Annotated in this window: 16 protein-coding genes and 1 pseudogene; 16 read left to right on the top strand and 1 reads right to left on the bottom strand. The window is 40.2% G+C overall.

The genetic code is table 11. The features are described 5' to 3' along the window. From JL57_RS32920 to JL57_RS32905, 4 genes and pseudogenes are all read left to right on the top strand, one after another. A pseudogene (locus JL57_RS32920) lies at positions 1 to 248 on the top strand (hypothetical protein); the annotation flags it as partial. 229 nt (positions 249 to 477) lie between these two features. Next, on the top strand, positions 478 to 1,176 hold the full coding sequence (locus JL57_RS32915; protein ID WP_291300877.1) for a response regulator transcription factor: 699 nt from the start codon (positions 478 to 480) through the stop codon (positions 1,174 to 1,176). Beyond that, complete coding sequence (locus tag JL57_RS32910) at positions 1,163 to 3,019, top strand: ATP-binding protein (protein ID WP_034146080.1); 1,857 nt, start codon at positions 1,163 to 1,165, stop codon at positions 3,017 to 3,019. The genes JL57_RS32915 and JL57_RS32910 overlap by 14 nt, the downstream gene beginning before the upstream one ends. A 142-nt stretch (positions 3,020 to 3,161) precedes the next feature. Further along, a complete protein-coding gene (locus tag JL57_RS32905; RefSeq protein ID WP_034146079.1) occupies positions 3,162 to 3,887 on the top strand; it encodes a sulfite exporter TauE/SafE family protein in 726 nt (241 codons plus the stop codon). Between the two features lie 130 nt (positions 3,888 to 4,017). On the opposite strand, the gene JL57_RS32900 is transcribed toward JL57_RS32905, so the two are convergent. After that, entirely contained in the window at positions 4,018 to 4,497 is a 480-nt protein-coding gene (locus tag JL57_RS32900; RefSeq protein ID WP_034146078.1) for a NapC/NirT family cytochrome c, read from the bottom strand. A gap of 350 nt (positions 4,498 to 4,847) precedes the next feature. On the opposite strand from JL57_RS32900, the gene JL57_RS32895 reads away from it, so the two are divergent. The 12 genes from JL57_RS32895 (at position 4,848) to JL57_RS36140 (ending at position 15,228) form a co-directional block, all read left to right on the top strand. Continuing rightward, the gene (locus tag JL57_RS32895; protein ID WP_291300876.1) at positions 4,848 to 6,596 is read left to right on the top strand and encodes a methyl-accepting chemotaxis protein; all 1,749 of its coding nucleotides are present in this window, start codon (positions 4,848 to 4,850) and stop codon (positions 6,594 to 6,596) included. 660 nt (positions 6,597 to 7,256) lie between these two features. Next, positions 7,257 to 8,015, top strand: coding sequence for a carbonic anhydrase (locus JL57_RS32890; protein WP_034146076.1), 759 nt, complete (start codon positions 7,257 to 7,259; stop codon positions 8,013 to 8,015). Between the two features lie 209 nt (positions 8,016 to 8,224). Next, positions 8,225 to 8,653 carry a C-GCAxxG-C-C family protein gene (locus JL57_RS32885; protein WP_034146075.1) on the top strand — a complete coding sequence of 143 codons (429 nt, stop codon included), beginning with the start codon at positions 8,225 to 8,227 and terminating at the stop codon, positions 8,651 to 8,653. 229 nt (positions 8,654 to 8,882) lie between these two features. Then, on the top strand, positions 8,883 to 9,518 hold the full coding sequence (locus JL57_RS32880; protein ID WP_034146074.1) for a DedA family protein: 636 nt from the start codon (positions 8,883 to 8,885) through the stop codon (positions 9,516 to 9,518). Positions 9,519 to 9,733: 215 nt separating this feature from the next. Then, positions 9,734 to 10,192 carry a helix-turn-helix transcriptional regulator gene (locus JL57_RS32875; RefSeq protein WP_034146073.1) on the top strand — a complete coding sequence of 153 codons (459 nt, stop codon included), beginning with the start codon at positions 9,734 to 9,736 and terminating at the stop codon, positions 10,190 to 10,192. Positions 10,193 to 10,267: 75 nt separating this feature from the next. Continuing rightward, positions 10,268 to 11,176, top strand: coding sequence for a UbiA family prenyltransferase (locus JL57_RS32870; RefSeq protein ID WP_291300875.1), 909 nt, complete (start codon positions 10,268 to 10,270; stop codon positions 11,174 to 11,176). Between the two features lie 68 nt (positions 11,177 to 11,244). Next, positions 11,245 to 12,450 (top strand): NADH:flavin oxidoreductase, encoded by a 1,206-nt coding sequence (locus JL57_RS32865; protein WP_034146072.1) that lies wholly within the window; start codon positions 11,245 to 11,247, stop codon positions 12,448 to 12,450. A gap of 37 nt (positions 12,451 to 12,487) precedes the next feature. Beyond that, positions 12,488 to 12,715, top strand: a complete 228-nt coding sequence (locus JL57_RS32860) for an acyl carrier protein (protein WP_034146089.1) — start codon at positions 12,488 to 12,490, stop codon at positions 12,713 to 12,715. A 10-nt stretch (positions 12,716 to 12,725) separates the two neighbouring features. Continuing rightward, positions 12,726 to 13,751, top strand: a complete 1,026-nt coding sequence (locus tag JL57_RS32855) for a pyridoxal phosphate-dependent aminotransferase family protein (protein WP_291300874.1) — start codon at positions 12,726 to 12,728, stop codon at positions 13,749 to 13,751. Between the two features lies 1 nt (position 13,752). After that, complete coding sequence (locus JL57_RS32850; RefSeq protein ID WP_291300873.1) at positions 13,753 to 14,034, top strand: hypothetical protein; 282 nt, start codon at positions 13,753 to 13,755, stop codon at positions 14,032 to 14,034. A 187-nt stretch (positions 14,035 to 14,221) separates the two neighbouring features. Continuing rightward, a complete protein-coding gene (locus JL57_RS36145; protein ID WP_291300872.1) occupies positions 14,222 to 14,869 on the top strand; it encodes an AIR synthase related protein in 648 nt (215 codons plus the stop codon). A gap of 14 nt (positions 14,870 to 14,883) precedes the next feature. Then, complete coding sequence (locus JL57_RS36140) at positions 14,884 to 15,228, top strand: hypothetical protein (protein WP_291300871.1); 345 nt, start codon at positions 14,884 to 14,886, stop codon at positions 15,226 to 15,228. Positions 15,229 to 15,236 lie beyond the last annotated feature (8 nt).

Raw genomic sequence — 15,236 nt, 5'->3', positions numbered from 1 at the left:
ATACGTGGATACGGCGACGAGTCAGAATGGTACAGATGCGGAGTTGGCGCAATCCACGCCGTATTTGGTCTATCCTAATGCGCAAAGGATGGAAAAAGGACAAGATGTTAAGCTTGTCCATGACTAGGTGGCGGAATTCGGCGTGTCAAATGGTTCATGCAGCCCTTGACCTTAAATGGTTTGAAAAGATTGGTTTTGTCAGTCTGTTAGGTGTTTACGAAAATCTTTGTGCTAAAAAGGCGAACTGATGGAAGAGCCGTGTGCGATGGTCCGCATGCACGGTTCCGTGAGAGGGGCGAGTAATCGCCCCTACTCTATTCTTTCATATTCTTATTTGCTTATTTATAACACTCTTATTTAGCTGTAAAATTAAAAGATAATGAACTATTATACTAGGCAATTTTTGTTCACAAACATGTCACAAATATTATAAGCAGCAATGATAAACTAAGAGAGATGAAAGGACGGTGGGATTTTTTGAATAAGTATCTATTGATTGCCGATGATAATGAGGGAATTCTGGATATACTCAAAACCTATGTCACCAAAGAAGGCTTTTTTCCGATTATTGCCCATGATGGGGAAGAGGCTGTCCGGAAATATGAGGAATATAAGCCTGTACTCATGTTGCTGGATGTCATGATGCCTAAAAAGGATGGGTTTGCTGTTTGTCAGGAAATCCGTAAAACTTCAAATGTTCCGATTATTATGATCACTGCCAAAGGGGAGGATGGAGACCGCATTATGGGCTTGGACATTGGAGCAGATGACTATATCGTAAAACCGTTTAGTCCGGGTGAGGTGATGGCTCGGATCCGAGCAGTTTTAAGGCGCCTTGATTTATCTGAGGAGCAAAGAGGGGATATTGTCGATTATCCTGGTTTGACGATTAATTTAACAGACTACGAAGTGATGATTTCTGATAAGCCCGTCAACCTAACTAAGAAAGAAATTGAGATATTTTGGATTTTAGCTTCCAACCCTGGGAAAGTATTTTCAAGAGATAATCTATTAAACAGTGTCTGGGGATATGAGTATTTTGGAGATGCACGTACCGTTGATACCCATATCAAGAGATTAAGATCGAAAATAAACATCTCTGAAATCGATAGCTGGGATATAAAGACCATTTGGGGTGTTGGGTATAAATTTGAGGTAAAGCATGTTGAAAAATAGCATTGCTTACAAGTTAACGGCTGGATTTGTGGTTATAGTACTCATATCCATGCTTGCCATTGGGATATTCTTTATTCAAATGTTTAAACAATATACCTTTGACAGCAGGGAAAAAACAATGCTCGCCAATGCGCGTAGTATCTCAGAGGTAGCCGCCGTTTATTTACAAGGGAATAGTAAAATGCAGGGTTTTAATGGTTATATGCGTTCGCTTGATACACTGACTGAGTCAAATGTCTGGATTACTGACAGTGAGGGAAGTCTATCGATGATGTCTGGCCTAGGACAAGGTATGGGACAAGGTATAGGGCCTATGAGACAAGGTATGGGGGCAGGACTTAGGCAAGGCTCGGAGTTAGAATTCGGACAGGGTTTCACGAAAAACTCAGAGCCCTTACCTAAGGAAGCAGAAAACGTTATCCGCGAGGTCTTAGAAGGAAATGAATCTGTCAGTGAAAGTTTTAGCAGCGTTTATAATGAAGCTACCATAACTGTCGGTGTCCCCATGATAGATTCTAACCACAAAATTATTGGCTCAGTGCTGCTTCATTCTCCAGTCACAGGGGTTACAGAAACACTAAACAGAGCAATAAGTATACTCGCGTTGAGTCTTCTCTTGGCGTTGCTTCTGGCAGTAGGGTTAGGGATTTTTTATTCCCTGCTCTTTACCCGTCCTTTGAAAGCCATGAATCGAACGGCACTGGAAATAACACGAGGCAATTATTCGGCACGAACCGGTGTGGATCGGAAGGATGAATTAGGACAGCTTGGAAATTCCCTTGATCTTTTAGCTTTAGAGCTTGGTTCTACGATTAACCAGCTTTTTCAGGAGAAAGGAAAGCTTAAGGATATTATATCGAGTATTTCAGAAGGGATTATTGCCTTTGACACAATCCTTGAACCTGTGAGCGTCAATGCAGCACTTTCTAAGATTATGAATCGACCTCATCCTTATTCTAAAGAGGCGCTAAAGAAGGACCTCGAGGATTTAGGAATTTGGACACAAGTTCGCAAAGTCATGGAGGACAAGAAGCCTTTACAAGTCCACAAAGATTGGCAGGGCAAAAAGCTGGTCTTTACCTTTTCTCTTATTGTGGACAACCACGCTACCATAACCGGAATTGTAGCGTTGGTGCAAGATATTAGTGAAAGAGAGCGTCTTGATCAATTGCGCCGGGATTTTGTAGCTAATGTGTCCCATGAATTCCGTACGCCGCTAACCGTCATCCGTGGTTCTTTAGAAGCAATGGTCGATGGAACAGTTGTAAAAGACGAAGAGATAATGCGTTACCACGAGAGGATGCTTTCCGAAACACGTGGCTTAGAACGTTTAGTGGGGGATTTATTAGAGCTTTCTCGGCTTCAATCAGGTAAAATTATGATCAATCAAGAAAAGATTCATCTTCCAAGCCTATTGGAAGATGTCGTTAAGAGTCTACAGACTATTGCTGATAAAAAGGGTATTAAGATAGAGTCTCTCTCTAACCAAGATCTCCCAGCATTTTATGGAGACTATGATCGCTTACGGCAACTGTTTGTGATATTCGTGGACAATGCCATTAAATATTCTCCTCAAGACACTAAAGTTTCCATTGATACGAGCCTACCGGAGAGTAATACTTTATTAATTAGTATTCGAGATCAAGGATATGGAATTGATGCAGATCAACTGCCACAGATCTGGGATCGCTTTTACAAAATCGATAGTTCTAGGAAGGGGAGCGGTACAGGACTCGGCTTAGCAATAGCTAAGCACTTGATAGAGCTTCAAAATGGCAGGGTTTCTGTACAGAGTGAACTTAATAAGGGTACGGTAATAGAGATTAGGTTGCCATTGCTGTGAATTGAGTCGCAATAGTTGTATTGCGGCTTTTTTTCTGATGAGTGAAGAAGGATGTTTCCTCTTGTTAACTTAACATGTAGGATGGAAAGTTATGAGACATGCCTGCATATATATAGTTAGCATTGTGGAGGAGGAATCTCTAATGGATTTTATGTATACTTTGCCAGCTGTAGTAGGTCTTGGTGCCCTACATTCTTTAGAACCTGGTCATGGTAAGGGGATTATCACGGCATACCTCATTTCTTCAGGTGCGAAAATCAAAGATGCCATCGGGATAGGTTTAATTTCAGCGCTGGCTCATACACTCTCGATTACCTTGATAGCCGTTTCGGCTTCGTCGGCAGTAAAGGTAATTGTACCTGAAAATCTAATTCATTGGTTCCAACTTATTTCTGGGATTGTCGTCATTTATATTGGACTAAATATTATGATACAAAGATTTTTTAACTATCAAGAGGCAAGACATAAAACAAGTAGGTCACAAATAAATGAATGCTCGAGCCATTGCAACCACCATCATCATTCAGAGCCTCATTCTGTTCCTTCCTCACGCTCAAATCTATTTTTGACAGGTTTTTTTACCGGTATCATCCCTTGCCCAAGTGCCTTAGCAATTCTACTAGCAGCAATTTCAGCCGATAAGATTCCCTTAGGGTTAGGACTAGTAGGTGCCTTTTCGATCGGCGGTGCTATTACAATGGTCGCGATCGCAGTGTTTGTGGTCCGCGCCAGTCATACCATCAAAAAACTGGAACGATGGCAGGTTGTCAATCGCTTAGCCATGGTCTCTGCTTGCTTAATCATCTTTCTTGGTGGAACTGTAATTCTTCAATCACTCGGACGAATGGGAATTTCAGCGGGGTTTTAAAAATTAATGATCTTGATGGTACAAAAAAGCGAGCTCAATGCTCGCTTTTTTTATACTATCAGGGCAGAAAGTATAAACTTGCGTTATATAACTTTCTAAGCATAAGTACAACCAGGGCTGCTGCCTTCGCCTACGGCTTGGTGCCCTTTAACTCGGAGGATAGATAGATATCTACTCCGTGAGCCGTAGCTCTGTGACAAGCTAAGCAAGATTTTGACTGTTTAATGGTTTCATAATGGTTTATCGTTGAAGTGTTTTTTAGTCGTACTGTTTCTGGGAAAGACTCATTGTCGCCTAAATGGCATTGAATACAATTTTGATCGGAAACGATCGCTCGAGTTGGAATAGTGAAATCTCCACTAAAATGCTGAAATAAGTAATTTAAACCTCTGGCCTTAGCATGCAATTTTCCCAATTCTCCGCTGGGTTGATGACAGTCTAAACAAACTACGGTTTTGTGGGCAGATACCTGCCATGATGAGACATAGTCTGTTACCTCATGACATTTAGCGCAAAAAAACGGCCCAGAGGTAGCAACATAACCTATCTGAAATAGTATGTAAGAAGTAATGATTAGTATAAAACTGCCAAGAATAACCTTCTTCCCCATTCAGAGACCTCCTCGAAGTAGTACATACAATAGTATGTGCACTTAAGCAACTCTTATCACAACCTTAATAACTTTATTAAACGTAGTGTGATGCAAATCCTAATACTGTGAGGATTTTTGTAATCTGTTCACTTAGACAGGCTAATATAAGTTAATTACAACTCAATTATTACTTGACCAAGTCAATCTTAACTTAATGGAAATTTTAAGTATTAGAAAAATTTGAATATTTACCAAGATCTAGCCATATTACATTTAAGGAATCGAGAGGTTAATACCCGTATGAAAATTGGCTTGAAAATTGCATGTTTTAAGAATAATGTAGAAAAAGTAAAGAGAGGTGTAGAGACTTGAGATCACGTAATTGGCGAAGTATGTTGCCATTGATTTATGCAGTTATTATGGTTGCCATCGGTTTTGTATTAAGAGATACCAGTTATGCTTTTATTCTATTTCTTTTGAGTATGCTTGGCTTGATTGCAATTCTCTTATATCAAGCCAAGCAAACCTCCAAACTCCTAGCTTTATCCATTGAAACTTTAAAGAGGGGATCATTAGGGGATTATTTGATTTTGGAGAAGGGAGTTACTGCAGTTAGAATGCTCTTGGATGAGTTAACCCAGATTAAAAAAAGTGGGAATACCGACAGGTTGACGGTTATTGAAATACAAAAAAAGCTTTTAAGTCAAAACGAACAGATCTTAGCCTTGAGTTCCTTTTGGGAACCGAATGCGTTTGACGGATGCGATGATCAGTTTCAAAATAATGAATTTTACGACAACGGTCGTTTTACTTCCTATATATATTGGGAAAATGGCAAGATTGAAGTGACAGCTCTCAAAAATGTCTATGATGAACCATGGTATTCCATTCCGAAAAAGACAGGTAAGATTTCAATTTTAGAGCCATATGAATATGAGCTCAATGGGAAGTCTATTTTGATGACCAGTATTATGCTGCCTATTATCATTCAGGGGAAATTCGTTGGCACAATAGGCACTGATATTGAATTGAAAGAAGTTAAAGAGATTCAAAGTGATGTGGTGTTTTATGACAACCCATTCAAGAAACTTAACGTTGAGAATAGTATGGAATACTTCATGAAAAGAAATAATGAGTTTAGAATCCTCGGCCAAGTAATCTATGCCGCAAATATGAATCAAAGAGAGATTTTAAAGCACTTATCTCAAACTGCTCGTCAAGTGTCTAATACTTCTGAAGAATTGACGTCTATTTCTCAGCAATCGGCCATTGCTGTGGAAGAGGTGGCCAAGACGATTGAACAAATCGCTGGAAGTGCTACTGATCAGGTTAGGGATACGGAAAATGGTGTTCAACAAATGATTGAATTAGGGGAAATAATCTACAAGGATCAGCAGAATTTATACGATCTTAATAATTCTATTGAGATTGTTGAGACGATGAAGGATGAAGGAAGTATTGCCATTAAGGATTTAACGGAAAGGACAGAAGAAAGAGATCAGTATACGGTACGAATCCAAGAACGTATTATGGAAACTAATCAGAGTGCCGTAAAAATTCATTCCGCTAGTCAGATGATTCAAGCGATCGCCGATCAAACCAATTTATTAGCTTTGAATGCAGCGATCGAGGCTGCACGCGCAGGCGAGGCGGGAAGAGGCTTTGCAGTTGTGTCTGAAGAAATTAGGAAGTTAGCAGAACAATCAGCTCAATCGACAAGAGAAATACAGAGGATCGTTCAAGAATTAGAAGCAAATTCTCAAAATGCAGTTGACGTCATCGCTAAAAGTTCTGCAATTGCGAAGAAACAAGAGGAAAGCATAACAATTACCATTGAACGGTTTAAGGGTATAGCAGTTGCGATCGAAAAGACAAAAATTATTATTTCCACTTTAAATAACTCTGGGAATGAAATGGATAAGAAAAAAGATCATATAATTGAGATTTTAAAGACTTTAGCTAGTATCGCTGAAAGCAATGCGGCTAGTACTGAGCAAGTTTCCGCTGCATCCGAGGAGCAAGCTGCATCTATGCATGAAATTGCTAATGCCAGCCAAGATTTATCTCAGCTTGCCAACGAGTTACTGCAATCCATTGATAAGTTCACAGTTCGATAATAAGGTTAGAGTCTCTATTCTTTGAGTGCTCTTGATGAGTATTTCCATCGTGTTTTTACTCTTATTTCTATTCAACAAGTGATCCATAATCCATAATCCATAATCCATAATCCATAATCCATAATCCTTAAACTGACTATGATGATCCTTTAAATCCCGGCCAAAGTGTGGCCGGGATTTTAGTATTCTTTAAAAACATCTTACATAAGCTCGAAACCGAAGAGCGAGAAAATATTAGTTGACACTTCAAAAGAGGATTTTGTATAATAAGTTTAAAATAAATGATAATCATTATCAATGACCAAGACATTATATTACATACATAAATAAAATGAGAAAAGAGGCAGATAATCTGACCTTAGATAAAATAAAAAGAGGACAATCCTTTACAATCAGGTTTGACCCTTGTTTGCCCAAGGTGCCGAGAACCTATTAGCAGTGGGTGTTCCGGAAAATGCTCAAATTGCAATGTAAACTAAGTATAAGGGCTGGCAGAAGTTGCTAGCCCTATACTTGTTTTTATCAGTCATACGATTTTACATAAGATTTGAAAAGAATGTATACAATGATTAAGGAATAGGACTAATACAAGGAATTATTGGTAAAATTGAATTTAAGGGCATAGTATTAAATAGAGTCGAAATAGTAAGGAGAGATTTTGTGAGAAAACCAATCTGTTATCTCGTTGCTACATTACTTAGCTTAGCGGTAGTCTTAAGCGGCTGCGTAAGTCAGATGACACCTAAGACTGATAAACAGACATTGGACCCGAATAATTCAGCTGTCCAGGAAGCGATGGCTCAAACGACTGTCTATAAACGAGCTGAAGTGATCTCTTCACCAGATGAAGCAAAACAACTCTTAATGGACGGAAATGAGCGTTTTACTGCTAGCAAGCCCTTAAGTAAGGACCTCAGTTTTACAAAGCGAAGCGATTTACTAAAGAACGGACAGCACCCGTTTGCTGTAATAGTGAGTTGCTCAGACTCGAGAGTTTCGCCTGAATTATTGTTTGACCAAGCCCTAGGGGATTTGTTTGTTGTCCGAGTGGCTGGAAATGTGGTTACTCCTGTTGAATTAGGAAGTGTAGAATATGCAGTAGACCACCTCAAGGTGCCTTTAGTTGTAGTTCTTGGTCATGAAGGATGCGGAGCGGTCACCGCTGCTGTAGAAGGAGGAGAACCACACGGTAGTATTGGAGCTATCATTGGAAAAATAAAACCTGCAGTCGATGACGCTCGGGCGATGGGCACTACCGGTAAAGAATTAATCGAAGCCAGTACAGATCTAAACATTCAGAATGCCCTAAAAGATCTTTTGAAGAGTCCTATAATTAAGGAAAGGGTTAATGCCAAAGAAGTTGAAGTCCTAGGTATTAAATATGATCTGGATAAAGGAACGTTAGAGGTTACTCATTAAGCTTAGTTTTTAGGACATTCTTTAGTTATTTGAGATTCACATAGGATAAGGACCCTTGTCTTTTATAGTCAAGGGTCCTTATCCTATGTAGGAGATACCCCACCTTCTAATTAAATTATTGGTAATAGTAGGAATTGAACACCTGTTGTAGAACTATTATATTAATTATGTTAGTCAAGTAATTATTCGGAAATAGAAAGGGGCACATAATGGACGAACTAGCGTTGGAGGCTCGATCGCAAGCGGGTAACAATTTTAAGAATGGCTTGAACTGTGCTGAATCCATACTGCATGCTTTTAACAAAATCCTCAACTATCCTCTGAGTCCAGAAAGCTTAAAAATTGCCACTGGTTTTGGAGGCGGATTAGGGCATGCTGGTTGTCAGTGCGGAGCATTGACCGGATCAATCATGATACTAGGACTATTTAGGGGTCGTAATGATCCGCAACAATCAAGAGAAGAAGTCTATGAACTGGCTCGTGGATTTCACGATCGCTTTACTCTGGAATTTGGGGGGACTTGTTGTCGTAACTTAAATCCGCATGAATTTGATTCGCCAGAACATTTGCGACGCTGTCTAAAACTCACTGGAGGTACAGCTAAGTTGCTGATGGAATTCATTCAAGAAAAAAATTAATGTAAAGCATGGCTTTAGTCAAAGGAGCATGGTAACTGGTAACTATGATCGAAGGTCCTTTGGAATTTTTACAGAGGGACCTTCGATTATAAGTACTAGAAAGGGACAGGGTATCGTATAATATAGTTGAGTAAATTCTGAAAGCCAAATTCTGTTTAAAGGAATTTTTGAGAACTCTGGCGAATAGAATAGTTCGGTCATTACCAAATGAAAATTTAAAGGAGCTATCATGGAATTAGTAATGGGTTTAATTGATTTTATACTTCATATCGATCGACATCTAATGGAAATAATTAAGGACTACGGAACTTGGTCGTATTTAGTTCTGTTCATGATCATTTTTAGTGAAACAGGATTTGTGGTGACCCCTTTTCTTCCTGGTGACTCTTTACTTTTTGTAATTGGGGCTTTGGGAGCCTCCGGTGCTCTGAACTTTAAGTTGGCTCTTGTATTGCTAATTATTGCAGCTGTCGTTGGAAACACAGTAAATTATTTTATTGGCAAAATGATCGGGCATAAGCTGCTTGCTATGAAAAACTCCCGCATCATAAAGAAGGAATACCTTTACAAAACTCAAGCCTTTTATAAGAAGCATGGAGGCAAGGCCATAATTTTATCCAGGTTTTTACCGATTATTCGAACCTTTGCACCATTTGTTGCGGGTCTCGGTAAAATGAACTTTTCTAAGTTTTTTCTGTATAACTGTGTCGGTGGAGTTTCTTGGGTAATGCTATTTATGTTCGCTGGGTTTTTCTTTGGGAACATTCCCGCGGTTAAACATAACTTTACCTTTGTAATCTTTGCGATAATTTTTATTTCATTGCTGCCAACGGTTATTCCTTACCTTCGGAGCAAAAGAAGATAGGGTTGTTGCAGAAGGTTAGTCGGCAGGTACGTTATCGGTTGATAGCGATTGAGAGTAAGATACTTGTATTTAATTTAGAATGGCATGAATAGTTGTTAAAAAAGGGTGCTTCGAGCATCGTCTTTCTTTAACAACTATTTTTCAATTTAAATGACTTTGGTCTATTAAAAAAAGCTCAAATGGTGTAAAATTACACTAAAGGGGTGTAATTGCCTATGGTTAGAGCTGAGTTTATCAATAAAGCCTCGGAAAAATTAAAACTCATTCGCATCGAAAGGGATTATACCCAGGATAAGATGGCTGAAATACTGGGTATCTCTAAGAAGACCTTAGTTCAGATTGAAAAAGGTCGGTCTACCCTCGGTTGGACAGGTTCCGTAACTTTGTGTACTATTTTCAGAGATAGTGAAGTTCTAGCCATGACCTTTGGAGGAGATCCGCAAGATATTATTCTTTCTTTAGCCTTTACCGATTATGAAAGCAACGAAAAAACCATGGGCGGAAAATTATGGTGGATTAATCTCGAGTCTGCGAATCAGTTTAGAATCCAGCAAAATGTTATTTCGCGGCACTTTCGGATTCTCGATGGACAGGACCGCAGGATTTGCTCTTCTTTTGATGAGGATTATATTCAAAAAAGGCTTAGAGAGCTTTCAGAAGAGGGCGGGGTTTAATAAAGTGTTAAAATTCATGAGAGCTTATATCAAATCAATGAGGTTATATTACGCTTTTGTAACAGGAATTGGGGGTTGGCTGGGGATTGCCTTTACGAATACATCGCAGAGTCTCCCTTTCAGACCGTAGAATTGGTTCCGGCGACGGAAAAAAAGGCCGTAGTGCTGGTCATGCTTTTTCTTAGTTGGGGCATAAACCAGATTATCAATGACTACCTTGGCTTAAAAGAGGACAGAGTGAACGCTCCGCACCGTCCCATGGTTACTGGTGAATTGAATCCCCAAAAAGCCCTGATCCTTACGGGAATTTTGCTGATAATGACTCTAGTGATGACATACCTATACCTGGAACCCATTGCCCTTATTCCCGCAATCCTCGGAATTCTTTTAAATATAGTATATGAATACGCTAAGGGTCACGGTATTTTCGGTAATATCGTCTTTGGGCTGATGATTTCGACCTGCACCGCCTATGGCTTCTTAGCAGCAGGTCCGACAGAGTCCCCTTATTTTACATATAGTCGTGTTTCAGTGCTGATTCTAGTAGCAGTCATGAACGGATTGATGACCTTTTATACCTATTTTAAAGACTACGATGGGGATAAGGCTGCAGGTAAACGGACGATCATTGTACGATTGGGAGTTGAGAAAGCCAGGTATCTAGCGGCCATCTCTGCGCTTCTCCCTGCGGGGATCTTTGGGCTGCTTTATTTTAATAATTTTATCGAAGCCAGAGTCAACAATATGTTCCTTATTTTGGCTGGCTTAACCCTTTTTCTAGAACTGTGGACAGGATACCTTTACTTTAAAAATCCTCGGGGTGAGAAAACTTATTATTCTCTGGTGGCTAATTTCCGAGCCTGTATCTGCGGTCAGGCAACCCTCATCGCTTTATTCAATACCGAATTGGCAATGCTCTTATTTTTAGTGTCCTATATGTTTGTAGGCTTCTTATTTGACCTGCACACTGATCCCAAATGCTAGAATGAGTTACGAGAATAGTGTAATTTGTCCGGAAGACAAATCTGTAAAAATCAGTGGGAGGGTATTAAATGAAACTGTTTGAACCAGCTAATATAGGCCCCTGTCGCTTGAAAAATAGGCTCATTCGATCAGCAACGTTCGAAGGAATGTCTGATCCTGAGGGATATCCACTGCCAGAATACCGGCATTTATATCAACAATTAGCCTCAGGAGGCGTGGGAGGGATCATTACAGGCTTTGCCTATATTTCTCCTGAAGGAAAAGCGATGCAGCCAGGTCAGGCCGGAATTGACCGTGAGGAAATGATCGAGTCCTATTTACCCGTTACAGAGATGGTTCATCAATACGACTGTAAGATTTTTATGCAGTTAGCTCATACTGGGAGGCAGACTAGAAAAAAGGAAACCAGACAGGATGTCTATGGAGTGTCTAATCAAAGGTCCCTATATTTTGGGGGATCTCCTCGAGAATTAACGACAGAACAGGTGTATGCCTTGATCAAAAGGTTTGGAGAAGCTGCCGTTTATGCTAAAGCAGCTGGATTTGACGGTGTACAAGTCCATGCCGCCCATGGCTATCTGATCCATCAGTTTATACTGCCCTCGATCAATCATCGAAACGATGAGTTTGGCATTCATGATATTAATGGGATAGGTACAAAATTTCTAGGATTAGTTCTTGAAGAAATTAGGAATAAGTGTGGAAGAGATTTTGCGCTGTTAATCAAAGTAAGCGGTAGTGATGATTATTTTACCAAATTCACGATGGAGCAGTTTGCCAGCCTGATCCGTTTTCTAGATGCTCAAGAAGTCGATGGTCTAGAGATTAGTTATGGGACAATGGATAATGCGCTGAATATCTTTCGTGGAGACATCCCCCTCAAAATGATCTTAAAGCATAACCCTGTCTTTAAAACTAACAGCGGAATTAAAGATATTCCGCTGTTAATTAAAAATGTCTTCATTTATGGCCTGATGAGGGCAAAACTAAAGTCATTTACACCGACTTATAATCTTGAATATGTCAAAATTGCCAAAGCATTAACCGACATTCCCATTATTAGTGTGGGTGGTTTCCGGAAGGGTGCCGAAATGCGGCATTGTCTGGAAAATGGCTTTGTTGACTTCGTCAGCCTGAGCAGACCCTTTATTTGTGAACCGGATTTGGTAGAAAAACTTGTTCAGGACGAGAATTATTCTGCCCGATGTGTCAATTGTAATATTTGTGCAGTAATGTGTGATTCGGATCGACAAACTCGATGTTACAAGAACTAAGTTTTTGGATTCATAGAAGGAGAGGGTGAAGGTGATTATAAATTTGGAAGACAGAATTATTCTCATAATACAGAGCGTCTTAGATAAACGTCCCGAGATTAATTTGGACAGTCATTTGATTGAAGATTTAATGGTAGATTCCTTGGATAAATTAATGATTCTTTCGGCTCTAGAAGACGAATTTGCTATAACTATCGCCGAAGACGATTTTGCCGATGTGCTTACCATCAAAGATATTGTTGGAAAACTTCAAGAGATTGTTTAAAGGAGAAACTATGGATTTAAGAAATTTTTATCACAGATTGAGCGTGGATGAGAGCCTTGCTGAGGTCAGGGGGTATAACCCTTATTACCTGACCATGAACTCCGGTCTGGAAGGGAAGATTTCTGTCAACGGACATCAGATGATTGACTTGGCATCCAACAACTATCTGGGCCTAGCTAGCGACTTGAGGGTGAAACAAGCTGCAGTGAAAGCTGTAGAAAAATATGGAGTATCCCTTTGTGGCACTCCCATCGCCACAGGGTATATCGAATTGTACCAAAGACTGGAAGAGAATTTATCACGTTTTGTTGGGCTGGAGGAGACGATTATTCTACCCTCCTGTTACCAGGCTAATAATGGACTATTCAGTTGCATTGCTGGCCCCCAGGACCTGATTGTTGTTGACCGATTAGCCCATTCGTCCTTGATTCAAGGGATTAAATCAGCAGGCAGTAAAATCAGGCCTTTTCTCCATAATAACCTGGAGCATTTAGAAGGAATCTTGCAACGTTCGACTGGCTACAGGCAGGTCTTTGTTGTGACAGAATCAGTTTTTTCCACGGTGGGCAGGATTGCGCCATTTAAAGAGATCGTTCAATTGTGTGAGAAATACCAGGCCATGCCTGTGATTGATGATTCACATGGTATCGGAGTGCTGGGGAAATCGGGCCATGGGATCCTCGAAGAACAGGGGATTGAAGGATACCAAGGGATTTATACCGCCTCCTTGGGAAAGGCAATTGCTAATTCAGGAGGGATGATCAGCGGGGAAAAAAGGCTGATTAACTATCTAAGATATTACTGCTCCCACCTAGTTTACTCTACGGCCCTTACGCCTGTAGCCTTAGCAGGAATCGGGGCAGTTCTAGATATTATTCATTCGGAATTTGATGGGATTAAGAAAAAACTTGTTTTTAATCAAGGAGAGATCTATGAAAGCCTGCTGGAGGGGGGATTCGAAGTAGTATCCAGTCAGGCCCCTATTAATTCCATTCAGTCTGGAAGTCAAAACGACCTATATAGTTTCCGGGATTAAGGTGAAAAACGAGTTAACCTTGAGAGACCCTCGATTTTATACCCTAACCATTAAAAATATCGGGCTCGCTAATTGGGTTGGCGTTATTAGAAGCTTATATAGTGGGAAAGGGTTTGCCAATAACAATACAAGGTCCTTGGAATACACTCAGCAAATCAAAGTATACGGAAGCAGTAGGAACAATGAATTAGAGTTTGACGGTGATCCTAAAGGGTTTTTGCCTTGTGTGATTGAGCCGGCTCAGGACCCCTTAGACGTAATTAGTCAGGCAGATCAGATATGAGTTAAATGAGAGCTATATTGAGCTAGATTGATATAAATTGAGCTAGATTGATATAAATTGAGTTAATTGAGTTGTAGAGTGTATTAGTTTAGTATGATTTTCAAAAAGAAATTTCTAAATTAAGTTATTCTCTAAGGTTGCTAACGGAGATTTACGTCGAATCCAAAGTTAAGTAAGAAGGTTGAGGATGAATAGAGAAAGAGAAATAATTGAAGTTATTAATAAGCATATGCCCAGGAGTTCCAGCCAAGTTAATAATCTCTTTGAATCAGACTCTGAAATCGTCGCTTTTCACGGTATAGGGCTTCTTTATAATATCGACGAATTTTCGGAAGAAGACTTATTGCGAGAGGATGACCCATATACGCTGGGTTGGAATATGGCTCTAGGCAGTATTAGTGATATTCTAGCCTCGGGGGGCAGACCTAAGTTTTATGCCCATAGCATGGTTATCCGAGACTCGTGGACGAAGGGCTATGTCGAAAAGCTATCGCTTGGAATTGCCCAGGTCCTAAAAGAAGTGGGGGCAACTTTTATCGGTGGAGATTTCGGAATCTCTAACACTTGGAGATACACCGGTTCTGTCTTAGGGGATCTAGAAGGTCAAGCCATGTTAAGGAGTAGGGGAGAAGTTGGGGACGGAATTTATCTTACCGGCCCAATTGGCAGAGGAAACGTGGAAGCGGCGCTCAAGTTATATGAGCAAAACTTATTAGTTAAACATTTAACAGGTCGATGGAAAAACTTTTTTCGGTTGAGAAGCAAAGAGGCCGAGGTTATTAAGCGATATAGCCGCTGCTGTATAGACACGAGCAAGGAGTCTTTAATGCCTTAGGGACAATTTCGGAAATGAGCAGAACGGGCTTTGTCGTTGGCAGCCTACCATATGTAAAAAGCGGCTTACTCTTAGCAAAGACTCTTAACCTCCCTAAGGAAATGCTTTTCTTAGGGGAATGTGGGGAGTACGAATTGCTGTTCACCCTAACAAGAGAGGTCGAAGAAGAGTTTATTTGGGAAGCACAGCAACAGAAGTTGACGTTCCATAAACTTGGAGAGGTAAAAGAACAGGGCATTAAATCTCTCTGGGAGAGAGAACGAGAGATTGATTTAAGTACTTACGCTTTGCGAGCGAGGGACTACGCAGATCCTAAAGACTATTTGCGCAATGTCGTAGATTTTCTGACTAAGCCCTAATGCTGCTA

It is taken from the genome of Desulfosporosinus sp. BICA1-9, assembly GCF_000802135.1.
This window is presented reverse-complemented; position numbering and strand designations above follow the sequence as displayed.